The sequence below is a fragment of the Luteibacter mycovicinus genome (genome assembly GCF_000745235.1).
GTDB lineage: Bacteria > Pseudomonadota > Gammaproteobacteria > Xanthomonadales > Rhodanobacteraceae > Luteibacter > Luteibacter mycovicinus.
The window spans coordinates 117501-132932 of sequence record NZ_JQNL01000001.1 but is presented as its reverse complement, the minus strand read 5'-3'; the positions used below and the strand labels follow the sequence as shown (position 1 = coordinate 132932).

Here is a 15432-nt window from a genome sequence, read left to right as displayed (position 1 = left end):
TGAATTTTCTCAAGTCGACCCAGGCCCGCTATACCGTAGCCGTGCTGGGCTCTTTTATCGTACTGGTCGTCCTCACCCTGGTCGTCGTCCGGCTGTTCGTCAGCCCCGACCTGCGCGCGACCGAGGCGCAACTCGTCGGCCGCAATGTCGACGAGATCGGCACCGTCATCACCAACAAGCTCAAGCAGGTCGAAGCGCAGCAGCGCAGCATCACGCAGACGGTGGCGCTCATGGACAGCGCGTCCATCGACCGTCTCCAGCCGGGTCTGGTCGACCAGTACGGCGATCCCGACGTGTTCGGTGGTGGCATCTGGCCGCTGCCGTTCAAGCGCGAGGCGAGCAAGGAGCGCGACAGTACCTTCTTCGCCCGGGATGCCAGCAACAAGCTCGTGGTCAACACGCACTGGAATCAGCCTGACGCGCTCAAGTACTGGGAGCAGAGCTGGTACAAGAATGGCCTCAGCGCTCCGCGTGGTCATTGTCTCTGGGCCGATGCCTATAAGGACGATGCCAGCGCACAGCCGCGCACCAATTGCGCCATGGCGATCTACAAGGGCGATGACGTGTTCGGCGTCTCCACCATCGACGTCACGCTGGGCTTCTTCAACCGCCTGGTCGCCGACATGGAGAAGAAGGTCCATGGTCAGATCCTGATCGTCGAGCCGAACGGCACGGTGGTCAGCAACAGCACCTACATCAAGGACGATATCGTCCTGAAGAAGATCCCCGATCTGGCCGCTGGCTCGGCGATGATCGCGCAGGTGAAGGACGCCCTGCCGAAGGTGGCCAAGGGCGGTCAGGTCGAGCTCGATTACGACGCGGATGGCGAGTCGCACACGCTGTTCCTGAAGCCGATCGCCGGCACTCCGTGGGTGCTGGCCACGAGTCTCCCGACCCGGCTGCTTACCGAGAACAGCACGCGCATCCTGACCAAGCTCGCCGCGGTGCAGGTGCCTCTGGCACTTCTGCTCATCGTGGCGCTGGTGCTGGGCATCCGTGCGCTGATGAAGCAGCTCGCGACCCTCAAGGCCAACATCGACGACCTCAACTCCGGCGACGCCGATCTGACCCGTCGCCTGGCGAACGGCAGCGGCAGCGAATACAACGGCGTGGTCGAGAGCTTCAACGGCTTCATCGCCCGTCTGCAGGGAATGATGCGTCAGGTGCGCGACAGTTCGTCGGCCATCTCGTCGGCGGCCACGCAGATCGCGAGCGGCAACATGGATCTCTCGCAGCGTACCGAGGAGCAGGCCAGCTCGCTGGAAGAGACGGCTGCGTCCATGGAAGAACTGACGGCGACCGTGCGCCAGAACGCCGATAACGCCCGTCAGGCCAATACGCTGGCGCGTGAGGCAGCCAACGCGGCGCGCGATGGCGGCGGCACGGTGAACGAAGTGGTCGTGACGATGGACGCGATCAGCCAGTCGTCCGCACGCATCGCCGACATCGTGGGTGTGATCGACGGTATCGCCTTCCAGACCAACCTGCTGGCGCTCAACGCGGCGGTGGAAGCGGCCCGGGCGGGCGAGCAGGGTCGCGGGTTCGCGGTTGTGGCAAGCGAAGTCCGCAGTCTCGCGCAGAGTTCCGCCAAGGCGGCGAAGGACATCAAGGCGCTGATCGCCGAGTCGGTCGACGACGTCGAGCGCGGTTCGCAGCTGGTCCGCGTCGCCGGCCAGCGCATCGGTGAACTCACCGGCAGCGTTGCTCACGTCGCTACTTTCATGGAGGAGATCATGGCGGCCAGCACCGAGCAGAGCCAGGGCATCGACCAGGTCAGCGGTGTGGTCACCCAGCTGGACGACATGACCCAGCAGAACGCGGCGCTGGTCGAGGAAGCGGCTGCCGCGGCCAAGGCGATGGAAGACCAGACGCGTACGCTCGAAGCGGTGGTCGGCGGGTTCAGGCTCTGAGATAAGGGGCGCTTGGTACCATGGGGGACTTTCATCGCCCCTATGGTCCCGTCATGTCGTCACCCCAAAGCACGCTCAAGGTCGTCGTCGGCTCCCTCAATCCCGTCAAGATCGGCGCGGTACGCAACGCTATCGCACCGCTTTTTCCGGGACGGCTGATCGAATGCGAAGGCATGCACGCACCGTCGGGCGTGCCGGAACAACCGATGACCGCCGCCGAGACTCGCGAAGGCGCGATCAACCGGATGGAATACTGCCGCGCACACGGCGCCGAGGCGGACTTTTACGTGGCGCTGGAGGGCGGCGTGGACGTCACCGCGGATGGTCCGGGCACCATGGGCTATGTCGCGATCGCCGGGGGCGATGACGTATCGGTCGGCTGCAGCGCGTGGCTGCCCCTGCCGCCGGCCGTTTACGAGGCGCTGGTCGATGGCGAGGAGCTCGGTCCCGTCATGGATCGCCTGTTCGGCACCGTCAACATCAAGCAGCAGGGTGGCGCCATCGGCCTGGTCACGAATGGTCACGTGACGCGCGAGAGCGCGTACACGCAGACCATCATGCTGGCGATGGCGCCGTTCCTGCATCCGGAACTCTACGGGCTGGTCGCGGCGGAAGACGCTTAGCGCATGCCACCCGAGCCGAGGATCAGTTCGCCGGTCACCCAGCGTGCGTCGTCCGAGGCGAGGAAGGTCACGATCGGCGCGATGTCTTCCGGCTTTCCGACGCGGCCGAGCGGGGTCTGGCTGGCAGCCCAGGTTTCGAAGTCGCCGCCGGCGATGCCCGCCGTGTGCGTGCCTTCGGTGATGACCATGCCCGGGTTGACCGAGTTGACGCGGATGCCGCGCGGGCCGAGCTCGCGCGAGAGCACGCCGGTAATCGCGTCGACGGCGCCCTTGGTGCCCGTGTAGACGCTGCTGTCGACCGGTGTGATACGCGTGACCGCGGATCCGATGTTGATCACGCTCGCGCCCTGGCCCAGGTGCTTCGACGCGGCCTGCGTCACCAGAATGGTGCCCAGTACGTTGATATCGAAGATGCGGCGATACAGTTCTTCGGTGGTGGCCTCGATCGATGCGAACTCGTAGACACCGGAGTTGTTGACGACGATGTCCAGACGGCCGAAGTGCTCGATGGCGGCGGCAACGAGCCCTTCCGCGTCGGCCTGCTTCGAGACGTCACCGCCTACCGCGACAGCCTTGCCACCGGCCGCCTCGATGGCTGCCACGACCGCGTCCGCGCCCGCCTTGCTCGAAGCGTAGTTGACGACGACCGACGCGCCTTCGGCGGCCAGCGACCTGGCGATGGCGGCGCCGATACCCTTGGATGCGCCGGTGACCAGCGCGACTTTGTCTTTCAGCTTGCTCATGGGAGTGGTTCCTTGAATGACCGCCGATCTGGCCGTCGAAGAGCTATCCATGGGGTCGCCAGGGCAGGGGTGTCATAGGTGCCGCGTCATAACACTTATGCGGCGTACGCAAGATTGTTTAGGTGCGCCGGGGTTGAATCCATGATGCAATGCCGCATTGATGAACGGCATACCCTTCTGGAACTCCCGAGCCATGAGCACTTCGACCGCACTCGAACCCGTCGACTCGTTCGACTACGTCATCTTCGGCGCCACCGGCGACCTGACCATGCGCAAGCTGTTGCCCGCGCTGTATCGCCGCTTCGCTGAAGGCCAGGTGCCGTCGGACTCACGCATCGTCGGTACCGCGCGCTCGCCGCTCGACGACACGTCGTACCGCGAACGGGCGCAGAAAGCCCTGAAGGAATTCATCCGCGCCGAGGAATACTCGGACGACACGGTGAACCGGTTCCTCGGGCTGGTTCACTATGTGAGCCTCAATGGCGCCGAGTCCGGCGGTAACTGGGACGGCCTCAAGTCGCTGCTGGACGACGGCGCGACGAATGACCGCATCCGCGTCTTCTATCTCGCCACCTCGCCCGACCTGTATGGCGATATCGCGAAGAACGTCGACGAAAAAGGTCTGCGCACCGAAACGTCGCGCATCGTGCTCGAGAAGCCGATCGGTACCGACCTGGATACCGCGCGCAAGGTCAACGAGGGCGTGGGTCGCCACTTCCCCGAAAACAGCATCTTCCGCATCGATCACTACCTCGGTAAGGAAGCGGTGCAGAACATCATCGCGCTGCGCTTCGCCAATCCCATGCTCGAGCGCATGTGGGACCACGAGTCGATCGAGTACGTGCAGATCACGGCGGCCGAGACGGTGGGTCTGGAAGGCCGGGGTGGTTACTACGACGGCTCCGGCGCGCTGCGCGACATGATCCAGAACCATCTCCTGCAGGTATTGACGGTCGTCGCGATGGAGCGTCCGTCATCGCTGGATGCCGACGCGCTGCGCGACGAGAAAGTGCGCGTCCTGAAATCCCTCAAACCGCTGGACCGGAACAATCTCAGCGCCCATGTGGCGCGCGGCCAGTACGTGCAGGGCACCAACGCGGGCAAGCCGGTGCCGGCCTATCGCGAGGAATTGCCCGGCGAAACGCCCAGCAATACCGAAACCTTCGTCGCGCTCAAGGCGGAGATCGATACGCCGCGCTGGCATGGCGTGCCGTTTTACCTGCGATCGGGCAAGCGCATGCCGGAGAAGCTGACCGAGGTGGTGATCCAGTTCCGCGCGGCGGAGCCGGGCCTGTTCGGTGAGGCACGTCCGGGCAGCCGTCTGGTGATTCGTGTGCAGCCGAACGAGAGCGTGACCTTGCCGCTGTTCGTGAAGCAGCCGGGTAACCGGTTTGCGCTGGACGAGGTGGATGCGTTCTCGAAGTTGAACGAGCCCTCGCGCATCGTCTATCGCGATTCGTATGAAGGGCTGATGCTGGATGCGGTGAAGGGCAGTCCGGCCTTGTTCGTGCGTAAGGACGAAACCGAGGCCGCATGGCAGTGGGTGACGCCCATTCTCGAAGCCTGGCATGACGACCAGACGGGACCGGATGCCTACGAAGCGGGCACCTGGGGACCGGATTCGGCCCGGGCGCTGCTGCGTCAGGCGGGGCATGTCTGGGTAGAAGATATCGCGGCCTGAGTCGTCGCCAGCAGGCCGGTTCCCGCCAGGTTGAGCGCTTACACGACCAATGAGGCTTCACCCGTCTCGCCACGCTCCAGCAGCGTGGCGAGGCGATCGAGCCCTTGCTTCAGTCGCACGCGCTCCTTCACTCCTCCCAGCGACACACGAATCGCCTCGGCCGGCGGCGCGCCCAGGGAAAACGCCTCGGCCGGTGTCACGGCGAGGCCGTCCAGCCGCGCCGCGGTCGTCAGCGAGCGGGCCGTCCAGCGGGCGGGCAGGGGAAGCCAGAGGTGAATACCCTGAGTGGCGACGTCGACACGGCTCAGCGCGAAGGCCGCCATGCGCTGCCTTTCACGCGCCTCGCGCCGCACGCCTTCCAGCACGGCGGCCGCGGTGCCGTCGTGAATCCACTGCGTGGTCAGGGCGCTCGTCATCGGAGCAGGCATCAGGCTCACGGCGCGCAGACTGGTCAGGAACGCGCCACGCGCCGCCGCGTCGGGCGACACCACGTAAGCCGTACGCAGCCCCGGTGTCAGCGCCTTGGATAAGGTCGCTACGTAGTAAGTGCGCTCCGGGATGTGTCGGGCGAGGGGCAGCGGAGGGTCGTCCGCGAGCGCCCAGTACGGGTCGTCCTCGATCACCTGCAGGCCGTGCAATCGGGCCACGTCGGCCAGATGCAACCGCCGCGTCGCCGGCACCGTCCGGGCCGTTGGATTGCATAGCGTCGGATTCAGGTAGAGCACCCGCGCGTTCTCGCGCGCCGCGGCGTTTGCCAGCTCGTCCGGAAGCATCCCGTCCGCATCGCCGGCGACGGCGATCAGGCGGCGCCCCAGTTTTGCCGCCGCCGTGATCATGCCGGGATAGAGCAGCGCGTCGGTCAGAATCGCCTCGTCCGGAACGGTCAGAGCGAGGATCAGACCGGCCAGCGCCGTCTGCGCGCCGGGGCAGGTGACGATACGTCCTTCATCCAGCTTCCCGAGCATGGGCTTCAGCCAGAGCGCGCCGGCCGCGCGGTCCGCGGCGCTGCCACCACCGGCGTGGTAGCTCATCAGCAGGTGCGCGTCCGCATGCGTCAGAACCTGATCGATACCGCGTTTCAGCAGGTCCGCCAGATCGATTCCGTCTGGCGGGGGCGGCAGATTCATGCCCAGGTCCACGACCTGTGTCGTGTCGAACCGAGGCGCCGCGACGAATGTCCCCAGCGCGCCGCGCGCGTGGAGCAGATGGCGCTCACGGGCTTCGGCATAGGCGCGGGTAACGGTGGTGAGGTCGATGCCGAGCGCACGGGCGAGCAGGCGTTGTGGCGGTAGTCGATCGCCGGGACGAAGCCTTCCGTCGGCGACCGCGCGTTCCATGAAGCGGACGACCTGCAGGTAGCGCGGTCCCTTTTCGTCCAGCACGCCCGCCCAGTCGATACCCTGCAGGTAGGTTGTCCGTGTCACCTTGCCAACCATGTAGGGAGGGAATGGCCAGGTAGTATGCGCCTCATCGGCGCGCTGGGTCATACATCGCCAACGCGCACGGCTCAGGCGCTGCGTGCGCCCGAGAGAACCGCCTCTAGAAGATCGACGACCCGCTGTCCCTCGCCCACGTGCGCGAGTTCGATGGCCGTGCGGCCGTCGAACTCGCCGATAGGCGTGCGCAGCAACCACTCCCAGACGGCGCGGCGGTCGGGCTCGATGAGCCTTGCGATGTCGGCGATGCGATGAATGATGCCGTTACGCATGGCTCAGAAGACGTGGCTGAGTGAGAGGAAGAAGCTCTGGGTGTGGTCGTCGCCGACCATCGGACTATCTTTCACGGCGTCGGGCAGCACGGTGTAGCGCATGCCGGCGGCGGTAATCCACGACGGCGACAGGCGGTACATGGCCGCCAGACCCAGCCAGGGCGCCGTGCCGCTGCCGGCGCGGTACGACGCCAGGCCGCTACGTGCCGCCTCGCGTCCGCTCACGCCGTAGTAGTAGTCGTTGAGCGCCCCATTGGCGCGGGTCACGCCGAGAGTCGGGGTGAGGGTAAGCGCGCCCTTGCGGATGGGATACGCGTAGTTCGCATCGAGCGACGTGCCGCCACCATGCCCGGTGAATTCCTTCTGCGCCGAGGCCTGCAGGACACCCCAGTCGGCCGTGTGCTTCCAGGCGATGCCACCCATGCCGGAGATATCGCGATCGGACAGGCGGCGCAGCCGCGCATCGTTGCTGTCGTCGTGACGGAAGCGGTTGACCAGCGGCGACACCAGGACCGAGATCTCATCGTTCGGTGTCTTATACAAGCGATAGCCGAACGAGGCGCCGCGGAAGTAGAACGACTTGCCTTCGTAGTTGACCAGCGGCAGTGGCCAGGCCTTGTTGTCGTAGCTGCGATACGGGCTCGGGCTCCAGGTCGCGCCGATGCCGAGCGTCCAGTGCGCCTGGCCATCGGTGGAGGATTGCGCGTGGGCCGCGGGGACGGCGACGCCGGCGAGGACAGCGACGAGGGGCAGGGAGCGGAAGCGGGGCAGCGACATGCAAGGTAACCGTGGGGACGATGTCGGGCATGGTGGCGAGCCGACATTGCCTCAACATTGCGCGTCCGGTCAGGCCTTTAGCGCGTGTTAGCATCGCCCCCCTTCATGCCCGCGGTGCGGGCCGGGCGGGGTCGCGCATGCGCATATTGCTGGTGGAAGACGAGCCGGAGATGGCCGAGGCCCTTCAGGGAGCCCTGCATCGGCACGGCATGCTGGTGGATCTGGCGGGTGACATCGCGCATGCGACGGAGGCCTTGCAGAGCAGGGTGCATGACCTGCTGCTGCTTGACCGTCAGCTCCCCGACGGCGATGGAGCCACGCTCGTGGCGAAGGCACGTGCCGTACACGTCGACCTGCCCGTGATCATGCTGACGGCGCGCGGTACGTTGACCGATCGCATTCAGGGGCTGGATCTGGGCGCCGACGATTACCTGGTCAAACCGTTCGCTATCGAAGAACTGCTCGCACGCATACGCGCCATCTCGCGCCGGCCGGCGCAGATCGCATTGCCGGTCGCTTCCATCGGCAACCTGCGTTACGACTTCGGTGCGCGGGAAGTCTTCGTCGATGGCGAGCGTCTGCGGCTGCAGCGCAGGCAGCTCCTGCTGCTCGAGGCACTGGCCTACCGGCACGGACGCACGGTGCAACGCGAGGTGCTGCAGGAAGCCGTTTACGGCTTCGACGATGCGATTCAGTCCAATGCGCTGGACGCGCACGTATCCAAGCTTCGCCGCGTGCTCGCCGAAGGGGGCGCCCACGTGGAAATTCACGTGATTCGCGGTGTGGGCTACCTGTTGCGAGAGGTGGCGAATGCATCACCCCGGTAAGTCACTGACGAAACGGCTGGCCTGGCGCCTCAGTGTTCTGCAGACGCTGACGCTGGTGGCGACGATCGCGGCGTTGACGTGGAGTCTGATCAATGCGCGGGCATCGTACATCGACGATGCGGTGTCGAAGACCATCCTGCGCTCGCTGGTCGTCGAAGGCGGGACGCTGCGTCTGGACGACGATCGCGACATGGCGATGCTGCTCACGAAGTCGCCCGGTCTCTGGTTCGCCGCCGCGGACGAACAGGGGCGCCATCTGGAATATGGGCATGTCCCGGCGGCGTACGCGTCATTCGTCGCCGCGCTGCCTTCACTGGAAGCCTCGGAAATCCACAGCGGCGAACCACCTTACGTGATGACGATGCGTCTGGCGGTCGATGAGCGGGACGGGGACCGTATACACGTGATGGTGGGCGGTGTGCCTATTTCCGGGCCCGCGGTGCTCGTCGCGAGGATCGCGTTTTACCTCGGATGGCGTATCGGCCTGCCACTGGTCTTGCTGACCCTCATCGCCGTGCCCTGGATCATCCATCGTGCGATGGCAGGCGTCGGTCGGGTCGCCCGGCAGGCCGAGGACATCGATATCGCCGATCGCGGAGCGCGCCTCGAGGACGGTGCGGTACCTCGCGAACTGCAGCCTCTGGTGCGTGCCTTCAATACCGCGCTGGCCCGGCTGGCCGAAGGTTACGACGCGCGCGACCGCTTCCTGACGGATGCCGCCCACGAACTGCGCGCGCCTATCGCCATCCTCGAAGCCCGTCTGGCGGCTCTTCCGCCCGGCGATTCGAGGACGAGGCTGCTGACCGACCTTGCGCGTCTGGCGAACATCGCCGAGCAGCTACTGGATCTGCAGCGCCTTGGCCGTCAGCCCGACACCCTCGGTGTTCTGGATCTCGTCGCCCTGGCGCGTGAGGTCAGCTCGGATGTCGCGCCGCTGGTGCTCGACGCGGGATACGAACTGGCCATGGACGCACCGGATCACCCCGTGAAGATCGTCGGTGATCGCCTTTCGCTGTCGCGCGCGCTGACCAATCTGATCCAGAACGCGATCGTGCACGCAGGGGGCAGGGGACTCATTCATGTCGAGGTCCACGACGACGGTGTGCTCCAGGTGAGCGATCAGGGACCGGGTATTCCCAGGGAAGAGCGCGCGCGCGTGTTCACTCCGTTTTATCGCCTTCAGCCGAGCAGCGTCGGTACCGGCCTGGGCTTGCATCTCGTGCAGGAAATCGTGGCACGACACGGCGGCGACATCGGCGTGACGGACGCGCCCGGTGGCGGCGCGCGTTTCCGGATACGGCTGCCTTCGGCCTGACCTCCGTCAGGCCGGAGACGCCAGAGCCGGGTCTCTCCGGTGGTGCGACGACGTTGCCATTGCATCCACGCGGTCCGCCCGCATTATGTGACGAACCCTCGAGGAGGTCCCCATGTCCGACTATCGCAAGACTCCCGAAGCCCTTTCCCGGCTCACCCCCGAACAGTTTCGCGTGACCCAGCAGAGTGGCACCGAAAGGCCGTTCCAGAACGCCTTTCACGACAGCCATGAGCCCGGTATCTACGTCGATATCGTATCGGGCGAGCCGCTGTTCTCGTCGCTGGACAAATTCGACAGCGGCTGCGGCTGGCCGAGCTTCACGCGTCCGCTCGAGGACGAGCATGTCGTCGAAAACCGCGACATCAGCCACGGCATGATCCGCACGGAAGTGCGTTCGACGCATGCCGACAGTCATCTGGGTCACGTGTTCCCCGATGGCCCGCGCGACCGTGGCGGGCTCCGTTACTGCATCAATTCCGCCTCGCTGCGCTTCATCCCCGTGGCCGATCTCGAGAAAGAAGGCTATCCGGATTACGTGGCCCTGTTCGCCAACGAAAAAGGAGGTGTCGTATGACGTCACGCGCCATTCTGGCCGGCGGCTGCTTCTGGGGTATGCAGGACCTGATCCGCAAGCAGCCCGGCGTGATCGCCACGCGTGTCGGCTACTCCGGTGGCGACGTGCCCAACGCGACGTACCGCAACCACGGCACCCATGCCGAAGCCATCGAAATCGAGTTCGACCCGGCGAAGATCGACTATCGAAAGATCCTGGAGTTCTTCTTCCAGATCCACGATCCGACGACGCTGAACCGCCAGGGTAACGACCGCGGGCTGAGCTACCGGTCGGCCATCTTCTACCTGGACGACGAGCAGAAAGCCGTCGCCGAGGACACGATCGCGGACGTCAATGCATCGGGGCTATGGCCGGGCAAGGTCGTGACCGAACTCGCCCCGGCGGGCGATTTCTGGGAAGCCGAGCCGGAGCACCAGGACTATCTGGAAAAGTACCCCAGCGGTTACACCTGTCATTTCATCCGTCCGGACTGGGTACTGCCCCGACGCGCGGCCTGATGTGACCTGATCCAGGCCCGGCGCCGCCGGGCCTGGCACGCGGGCGGGGCGGGCGGCGATCAGCGCGGGCGGATGGAAAGCAGGTCGGGCATGCGATCGATCACGGCCAGTGCACCGGCTTTCCGCAGATCCAGCGACTTGCGGTAGCCGTAGCTGACCATGACCAGCGCCACACCCGCGTCATGCGCCGCCAGCATGTCGCTCTCCGAATCGCCGACCATGAGCACGTCCGACACGGCGACTTCCGCCGCTCTGGCGATATGCAGCAAGGGCACGCCGCTGGGCTTGCGCTCGGGAAGCGTGTTACCGCCGACGATGGTATCCACGTACGGCAGCATGCCGCGAACCTCGAGCAGCGGACGGACGAACTCTTCGTTCTTGTTGGTGCAGACCGCGATCTTCACGCCCTGCGCGTGCAGCGCCGCCAGTGTTTCGACGACGCCGTCATAGGCGACGGCATCGAGCGCGGTCTCGGCATAGTGCTCGAGAAAACCGGGCATCACCGCGTCGATATCGGCGTCGCTCCCGGCATCGCGGAACGCGTAGGTGATCAGCTTGCGCGAGCCCTCACCGATCCACTCGGTGATGCGCGCGGTGTCGACGGTGGGCAGTTTCCAGTCGGTCAGCGTGCGGTTGACCGACTCGGCGATGTCGGCGGCGCTGTCGACCAGCGTGCCGTCCAGATCGAAGATGACCAGCGAAAAGGGAAAGGTCACAGGCTCGGGCTCCGGGCGCAAAGACCGCCATTCTACGCCCTTGCCGCCCGCCGCTCCTGCATGAAGACGATCACATCGTCGACGGACATGGGCATGGCGGCATGGAAGCCTTGCAGGTAGTCGCAGCCATGCGCGATCAACCATTCCGCCTGCGATTCGCGCTCCACGCCTTCGGCGATCACGTGCAGGCCCAGGGTATGGCCGAGCGTCAGGATGGCTTCGCAGACGGATGCCGAGCGGACTTCGGAGTCGATTTCGGCGACAAACGCGCGATCGATTTTCAGCGCATCGATAGGCAGATCGCGCAGATAGGCGAGGCTGGAGAACCCCGTACCGAAATCATCGAGGTGCACCGGTACGCCCAGTGCCTTCAGGGCATCCATCGCGCGAAGGGCCTGATCGCCGATCACGGCGCTCTCGGTGAGTTCGACCTGGATCGCTCCCGTCGGCAGGTGGTAATCGGCGATGGTCTGGCGGATCGCATCGACGATGTCGTCGCGCTGCAGCTGCACGGCCGAGACGTTCACCGCGAGGGCGATGTCCGCGAAGCCCGCCTGCGCCATGGTCACGTACGCTCGCCCGACCTCACGCAGCACACGGTGGCCGAGCGGAACGATCAGGCCGGTTTCTTCGCACAGCGGAATGAAGACATCCGGTGCAACGAAGTCGCCGTCGGGCAGTGGCCAGCGGATCAGCGCTTCGAGGCTGACGATCAGGCCGTCGCGGCTGCGGATGATCGGCTGGAAGTGGACGATGAAGGTGTCCTGATCCAGGGCGTTACGGATCTGCGCCGCCATCTTCAGACGGTTGATCGATGCCGCCGCCATGGCCGCTTCGAACACGTGCCAGGTGCCCGGCGCGCCGTTACCCATCTGCGCCGCGAGGGCGGCCGCGCCCAGGACCTTCTCGGCCCGCTCGCCGTCACGCGGGTGCACGGCAAGGCCAACCCGCGGTTCGAGGACGTGCAACATGCCATGGACGCTGACGGGCGAGGTCACCGCGCGCATCAGCGCCGCCAGCATCTCGCCACGGCGCTCATTGTTCAAAATGGCGAGGACGAAGGTTTCCGCGGGACGATGGGCCACGGCGCTGTCGGGGCCCCTGAGGGCCGCGAAGCGGTCCGCCATCACGCGGAGCACGTCCTGACCGACGGCCTGCCCGAACGTATCGCTGATCAGCTCGAGGCCGCGCAGTTGAACGAAGGCCAGTTCGTAACCGACCGAGCGGCGACGGTCGTCGTCGAGGAATTCGAGCAGGGCATCCGTGTTGTGCAGACCCGTGGTGGCGTCATGTGTGGCCCTGTGACGCAGAACACGCTCGTTACGCAACCTTTCGGTGACATCTTCGGCCACCACCAGACGCGCGGCGTGCCCGGGGAAGTCGATGTCGGAGGCGTGGACCCGCACCTGGAGCAGGCTTCCGTCCGCGCGACGGTGTGTCCAGGGATGTTTTTCGGCGGCGCGAACGTCGCGGTTCGTAACGGCGGCCTTCAGGGCACCCTCGTCGGCGGCGGGCCGGATGTCCAGCAAGGTCATGGCAAGGAATTGCGTCCGCGTGTAACCGTACGCGTCGATGGCCGCCTGGTTCACGACCAGAAAGCGCAGTGTGTCGACGTCGTAGACCCAGCAGGGCATCGGATTCTTGTCGAAGATGATGCGGAACCGGCGCTCGGCCGTTTCGATCTGTTCGACATAGCGCAGGTGGTCGCGTTCGGCGTGACCGATGCGGCGCAGGATGTACAGCAGGACGATCCAGTAGAGCAGGTAGAGCGCGCCGGTGAGCGCAACCACGGGGTACCAGCTTTCGACGACGGCGGCGCTTGCCGTGCCGAATCCCACCCACAGCGGATATCGTCCCGGCGCCGCGGCGGAAATGAGACGCTCCACGCCGTCGATGCGACTGACGCGGCGGCCCAGACGGATGTCGTCCGGTGCGAACAGCATGTCGACCGGCTTGCCGGTCAGTTCGGCATTCGCACCCGTCCGGGCGACGATCATGCCGAAGCGATCGGTGATGGCGGCCACGTCCTGCGGGCCGGCGTGGAGGTTGTCCACGACGTCCTGGAATTCGGCCTGCCTGAGGCGGACGAGTACCCAGCCCCCATCGGACAGAGGCACAGCCAGCGGCATGACCCAACCGTCGTTGTGTCGTGCGAGCGGACCCGTACGCAGGTCCGCACCGCGCGTGACGTCGCCACTCCACTGGCGGATAGAGGGTTCCGGATCGCCGGCGCTGATCGGCTGGCCCTGCGCGTCGACCAGGACGATGCTTTCGACCTGCTCATGGCGTGCCATGACGCCCTTAAGGTTATCGGCGACCAGTGCCTGCGCCTGCGCAGGAACGGTGCTGGCGAGATCGCGGGCATTGGCCGCGACGGCCTGCATCGCGCGCTCGATGGTATGCAGGCGCGCACTGAGCAGACGCTGTGCACCGTCCGCGAGAGCCTGCGCCTGAGCATGCGCCGCCTGCACGCGGTGACGATAATCCTGAAACAGGACGGCCGCCAGACCGATGCCGATGATCATGCCTACCGCGAAGCCGATGGACCGGACCAGCGAAGAAGTTTTCCTGAACTCGTTGATCACGGCGATGGAACGCCTATCCCCCCTGGAAATGAGGACGCTAACAGTCTCTCGGATCGCCCGCAATCATCTTCACAGATGCGGCGAAGTGTGCATTTGCCAATTTTTGGGTGTTGATGCGATGCATCCGCCGACGTTTCCATGCCGTAATGATGGGTAACGCATGATTACTTAAGAAATCCGCATGAACACGCGTGTCCTCACGTTTATCGCTTACCAGGCGCTGTGGTTCGCCGTGGTCGTCGCCGCAGGACACGACCGCGGCTGGCTTGCCTGCGCAGCATGTCTCGCGTTCGTTCTCTGGCAATCGATCGCGTCAGCCGAGCGCGCCGTCGTCTGGCGGCTTGCCTTTCTCGCGGTGTTGCTGGGCATGCTCGTGGACGGAGGTGCGACGGTGGCGGGTGTCGTGCGCTACGCGGCGAAAGATCCGATGCCCTTTCCCGGTGGGCCCCCGTGCTGGATCCTCGGGCTCTGGGCGTCGTTCGCCGTAACGCTGCCGGGACCGATGCGCTGGCTGTCCGGCCGTCCGGTGGCGGCGGCGTTGCTGGGAGCCATCGGCGGGCCGTTGTCGTACGCGGGAGCGCAAAGGGGTTGGAGCGCGGTGACGTTTCCGGCACCTGTCTGGCAAGGATACGCGTGGCTGGCGGTTTCCTGGGCTGTCGCGATGGCGGTGCTTGCCGTCGCGCTCGCACACCTGACGTCAGGCCGGGCAGCGACCGTCAAGCGGTAATGCGAGGGCGTCGTCCCACGCGTGGGACGGGACGTCACTCTTGCGCTCGGACGGGCTGAACTCGATGCGTACGTCGAGGGGCTTTCCATGCTCGTCGCGTATCGCGCCGGGCCCTTCGTACCGCCGCAGCAATCGTGTCGCCTCGGTATAGGTCACGCTGATGGTCGGTGCGGCAAAGCCGTACCAGGCATCCAGCCTGAGATCGATCCTGCGGTCCGGCCCCTGCGCAGGGGCGGCGGTGATCTTCACGGGAAAAAACTTACCGCGTCCCGTCATCAGGAACGGGACGGACGCTCCGCCTTGAATGACGCGATCCCAGTTGGCCCGTACGTAAGCATCGAACCCGGCATCGATGACCGCGCCGGCATCGATGCTCAATGGATGCTCACTGCGCTGGCCATCGACTTTGCGTACATAGGCGACACGCTGGCCGCCTTCGCCACGGACGCCCTCCTCGTATCCGTTGCGCGCATCTTTGAAGTCGAAGTCCGGCTGTGTCGGCGCACCAGCCGTGCTTAGCCGCTTGCGGGCGAAGGCCCTGCCATCCGGACACTGAAAGACGATGGCGTGCCGTGACGCATCTTCGATGTGGACTTCCCGATAGATAAGCGTGTCGCTGCCACGGGCGAAGGCCTCGCCCGTGTACTGCGCCATCGCGAAAGAGGGCGAAGCGGCGGCGTACGCCGAAAAGGCGATGAGTGAGAGAGCGGCTGGATGGCGCATGGGACCTCGTGGCGAAGGGGCGTCAT

General features: G+C 65.6%; 14 protein-coding genes and 1 pseudogene. 8 read left to right on the top strand and 7 right to left on the bottom strand.

Features of this window, described 5'->3' with window-relative positions; genetic code table 11:
• Window positions 1–299: 299 nt before the first annotated feature.
• Together FA85_RS22610 and yjjX are read left to right on the top strand one after the other, a co-directional pair.
• A pseudogene (locus tag FA85_RS22610) lies at window positions 300–1907 on the top strand (methyl-accepting chemotaxis protein); the annotation flags it as partial.
• Between the two features lie 56 nt (window positions 1908–1963).
• Entirely contained in the window at window positions 1964–2533 is a 570-nt protein-coding gene (yjjX, locus tag FA85_RS00545; RefSeq protein WP_036117558.1) for an inosine/xanthosine triphosphatase, read from the top strand.
• Here the strand turns inward: yjjX and FA85_RS00540 are convergent.
• A complete protein-coding gene (locus FA85_RS00540) occupies window positions 2530–3276 on the bottom strand; it encodes a glucose 1-dehydrogenase (protein ID WP_036113053.1) in 747 nt (248 codons plus the stop codon). The two genes, yjjX and FA85_RS00540, sit on opposite strands and share 4 nt — an antisense overlap.
• Before the next feature lie 193 nt (window positions 3277–3469).
• Between FA85_RS00540 and zwf the strand changes: the two genes are divergently transcribed.
• Window positions 3470–4957 (top strand): glucose-6-phosphate dehydrogenase, encoded by a 1488-nt coding sequence (zwf, locus tag FA85_RS00535; protein ID WP_036113055.1) that lies wholly within the window; start codon window positions 3470–3472, stop codon window positions 4955–4957.
• Between the two features lie 38 nt (window positions 4958–4995).
• On the opposite strand, the gene FA85_RS00530 is transcribed toward zwf, so the two are convergent.
• The 3 genes from FA85_RS00530 to FA85_RS00520 form a co-directional block, all read right to left on the bottom strand.
• Window positions 4996–6381 (bottom strand): aminotransferase-like domain-containing protein, encoded by a 1386-nt coding sequence (locus tag FA85_RS00530; RefSeq protein WP_239739790.1) that lies wholly within the window; start codon window positions 6379–6381, stop codon window positions 4996–4998.
• An 83-nt stretch (window positions 6382–6464) separates the two neighbouring features.
• Window positions 6465–6665 (bottom strand): antitoxin Xre/MbcA/ParS toxin-binding domain-containing protein, encoded by a 201-nt coding sequence (locus tag FA85_RS00525; RefSeq protein ID WP_036113058.1) that lies wholly within the window; start codon window positions 6663–6665, stop codon window positions 6465–6467.
• Window positions 6666–6668: 3 nt separating this feature from the next.
• Window positions 6669–7442 carry a MipA/OmpV family protein gene (locus FA85_RS00520; RefSeq protein ID WP_036113061.1) on the bottom strand — a complete coding sequence of 258 codons (774 nt, stop codon included), beginning with the start codon at window positions 7440–7442 and terminating at the stop codon, window positions 6669–6671.
• Window positions 7443–7579: 137 nt separating this feature from the next.
• Here FA85_RS00520 and FA85_RS00515 point away from each other — a divergent pair, with 137 nt between their 5' ends.
• The 4 genes from FA85_RS00515 (at window position 7580) to msrA (ending at window position 10655) form a co-directional block, all read left to right on the top strand.
• A complete protein-coding gene (locus FA85_RS00515) occupies window positions 7580–8269 on the top strand; it encodes a response regulator (RefSeq protein ID WP_036113066.1) in 690 nt (229 codons plus the stop codon).
• Window positions 8253–9584 (top strand): sensor histidine kinase, encoded by a 1332-nt coding sequence (locus tag FA85_RS00510; RefSeq protein ID WP_036113069.1) that lies wholly within the window; start codon window positions 8253–8255, stop codon window positions 9582–9584. Before FA85_RS00515 ends, FA85_RS00510 begins: the two co-directional genes overlap by 17 nt.
• Window positions 9585–9696: 112 nt before the next feature.
• Window positions 9697–10158 (top strand): peptide-methionine (R)-S-oxide reductase MsrB, encoded by a 462-nt coding sequence (gene msrB, locus FA85_RS00505; RefSeq protein WP_036113072.1) that lies wholly within the window; start codon window positions 9697–9699, stop codon window positions 10156–10158.
• Entirely contained in the window at window positions 10155–10655 is a 501-nt protein-coding gene (gene msrA, locus FA85_RS00500) for a peptide-methionine (S)-S-oxide reductase MsrA (protein WP_036113075.1), read from the top strand. The genes msrB and msrA overlap by 4 nt, the downstream gene beginning before the upstream one ends.
• A gap of 59 nt (window positions 10656–10714) precedes the next feature.
• Here msrA and gph read toward each other — a convergent pair whose 3' ends face one another.
• Both gph and FA85_RS00490 read right to left on the bottom strand, forming a co-directional pair.
• Window positions 10715–11371 carry a phosphoglycolate phosphatase gene (gene gph, locus FA85_RS00495; protein WP_036113079.1) on the bottom strand — a complete coding sequence of 219 codons (657 nt, stop codon included), beginning with the start codon at window positions 11369–11371 and terminating at the stop codon, window positions 10715–10717.
• A 32-nt stretch (window positions 11372–11403) separates the two neighbouring features.
• Entirely contained in the window at window positions 11404–13956 is a 2553-nt protein-coding gene (locus FA85_RS00490; RefSeq protein ID WP_036113082.1) for a bifunctional diguanylate cyclase/phosphodiesterase, read from the bottom strand.
• A 181-nt stretch (window positions 13957–14137) separates the two neighbouring features.
• Between FA85_RS00490 and FA85_RS00485 the strand changes: the two genes are divergently transcribed.
• Entirely contained in the window at window positions 14138–14683 is a 546-nt protein-coding gene (locus FA85_RS00485; RefSeq protein WP_036113086.1) for a DUF2878 domain-containing protein, read from the top strand.
• Here the strand turns inward: FA85_RS00485 and FA85_RS00480 are convergent.
• Window positions 14654–15406, bottom strand: coding sequence for a hypothetical protein (locus tag FA85_RS00480; protein WP_051943632.1), 753 nt, complete (start codon window positions 15404–15406; stop codon window positions 14654–14656). The two genes, FA85_RS00485 and FA85_RS00480, sit on opposite strands and share 30 nt — an antisense overlap.
• Between the last annotated feature and the right edge of the window lie 26 nt (window positions 15407–15432).

What these genes read in the sequence shown, in the direction of transcription:
- yjjX (WP_036117558.1), top strand. Translation starts at nt 1,964, where the DNA reads ATGTCGTCACCCCAAAGCACGCTCAAGGTCGTCGTCGGCTCCCTCAAT.
- FA85_RS00540 (WP_036113053.1), bottom strand. Translation starts at nt 3,276, where the DNA reads ATGAGCAAGCTGAAAGACAAAGTCGCGCTGGTCACCGGCGCATCCAAG.
- zwf (WP_036113055.1), top strand. Translation starts at nt 3,470, where the DNA reads ATGAGCACTTCGACCGCACTCGAACCCGTCGACTCGTTCGACTACGTC.
- FA85_RS00525 (WP_036113058.1), bottom strand. Translation starts at nt 6,665, where the DNA reads ATGCGTAACGGCATCATTCATCGCATCGCCGACATCGCAAGGCTCATC.
- FA85_RS00520 (WP_036113061.1), bottom strand. Translation starts at nt 7,442, where the DNA reads ATGTCGCTGCCCCGCTTCCGCTCCCTGCCCCTCGTCGCTGTCCTCGCC.
- FA85_RS00515 (WP_036113066.1), top strand. Translation starts at nt 7,580, where the DNA reads ATGCGCATATTGCTGGTGGAAGACGAGCCGGAGATGGCCGAGGCCCTT.
- FA85_RS00510 (WP_036113069.1), top strand. Translation starts at nt 8,253, where the DNA reads ATGCATCACCCCGGTAAGTCACTGACGAAACGGCTGGCCTGGCGCCTC.
- msrB (WP_036113072.1), top strand. Translation starts at nt 9,697, where the DNA reads ATGTCCGACTATCGCAAGACTCCCGAAGCCCTTTCCCGGCTCACCCCC.
- msrA (WP_036113075.1), top strand. Translation starts at nt 10,155, where the DNA reads ATGACGTCACGCGCCATTCTGGCCGGCGGCTGCTTCTGGGGTATGCAG.
- FA85_RS00485 (WP_036113086.1), top strand. Translation starts at nt 14,138, where the DNA reads ATGAACACGCGTGTCCTCACGTTTATCGCTTACCAGGCGCTGTGGTTC.
- FA85_RS00480 (WP_051943632.1), bottom strand. Translation starts at nt 15,406, where the DNA reads ATGCGCCATCCAGCCGCTCTCTCACTCATCGCCTTTTCGGCGTACGCC.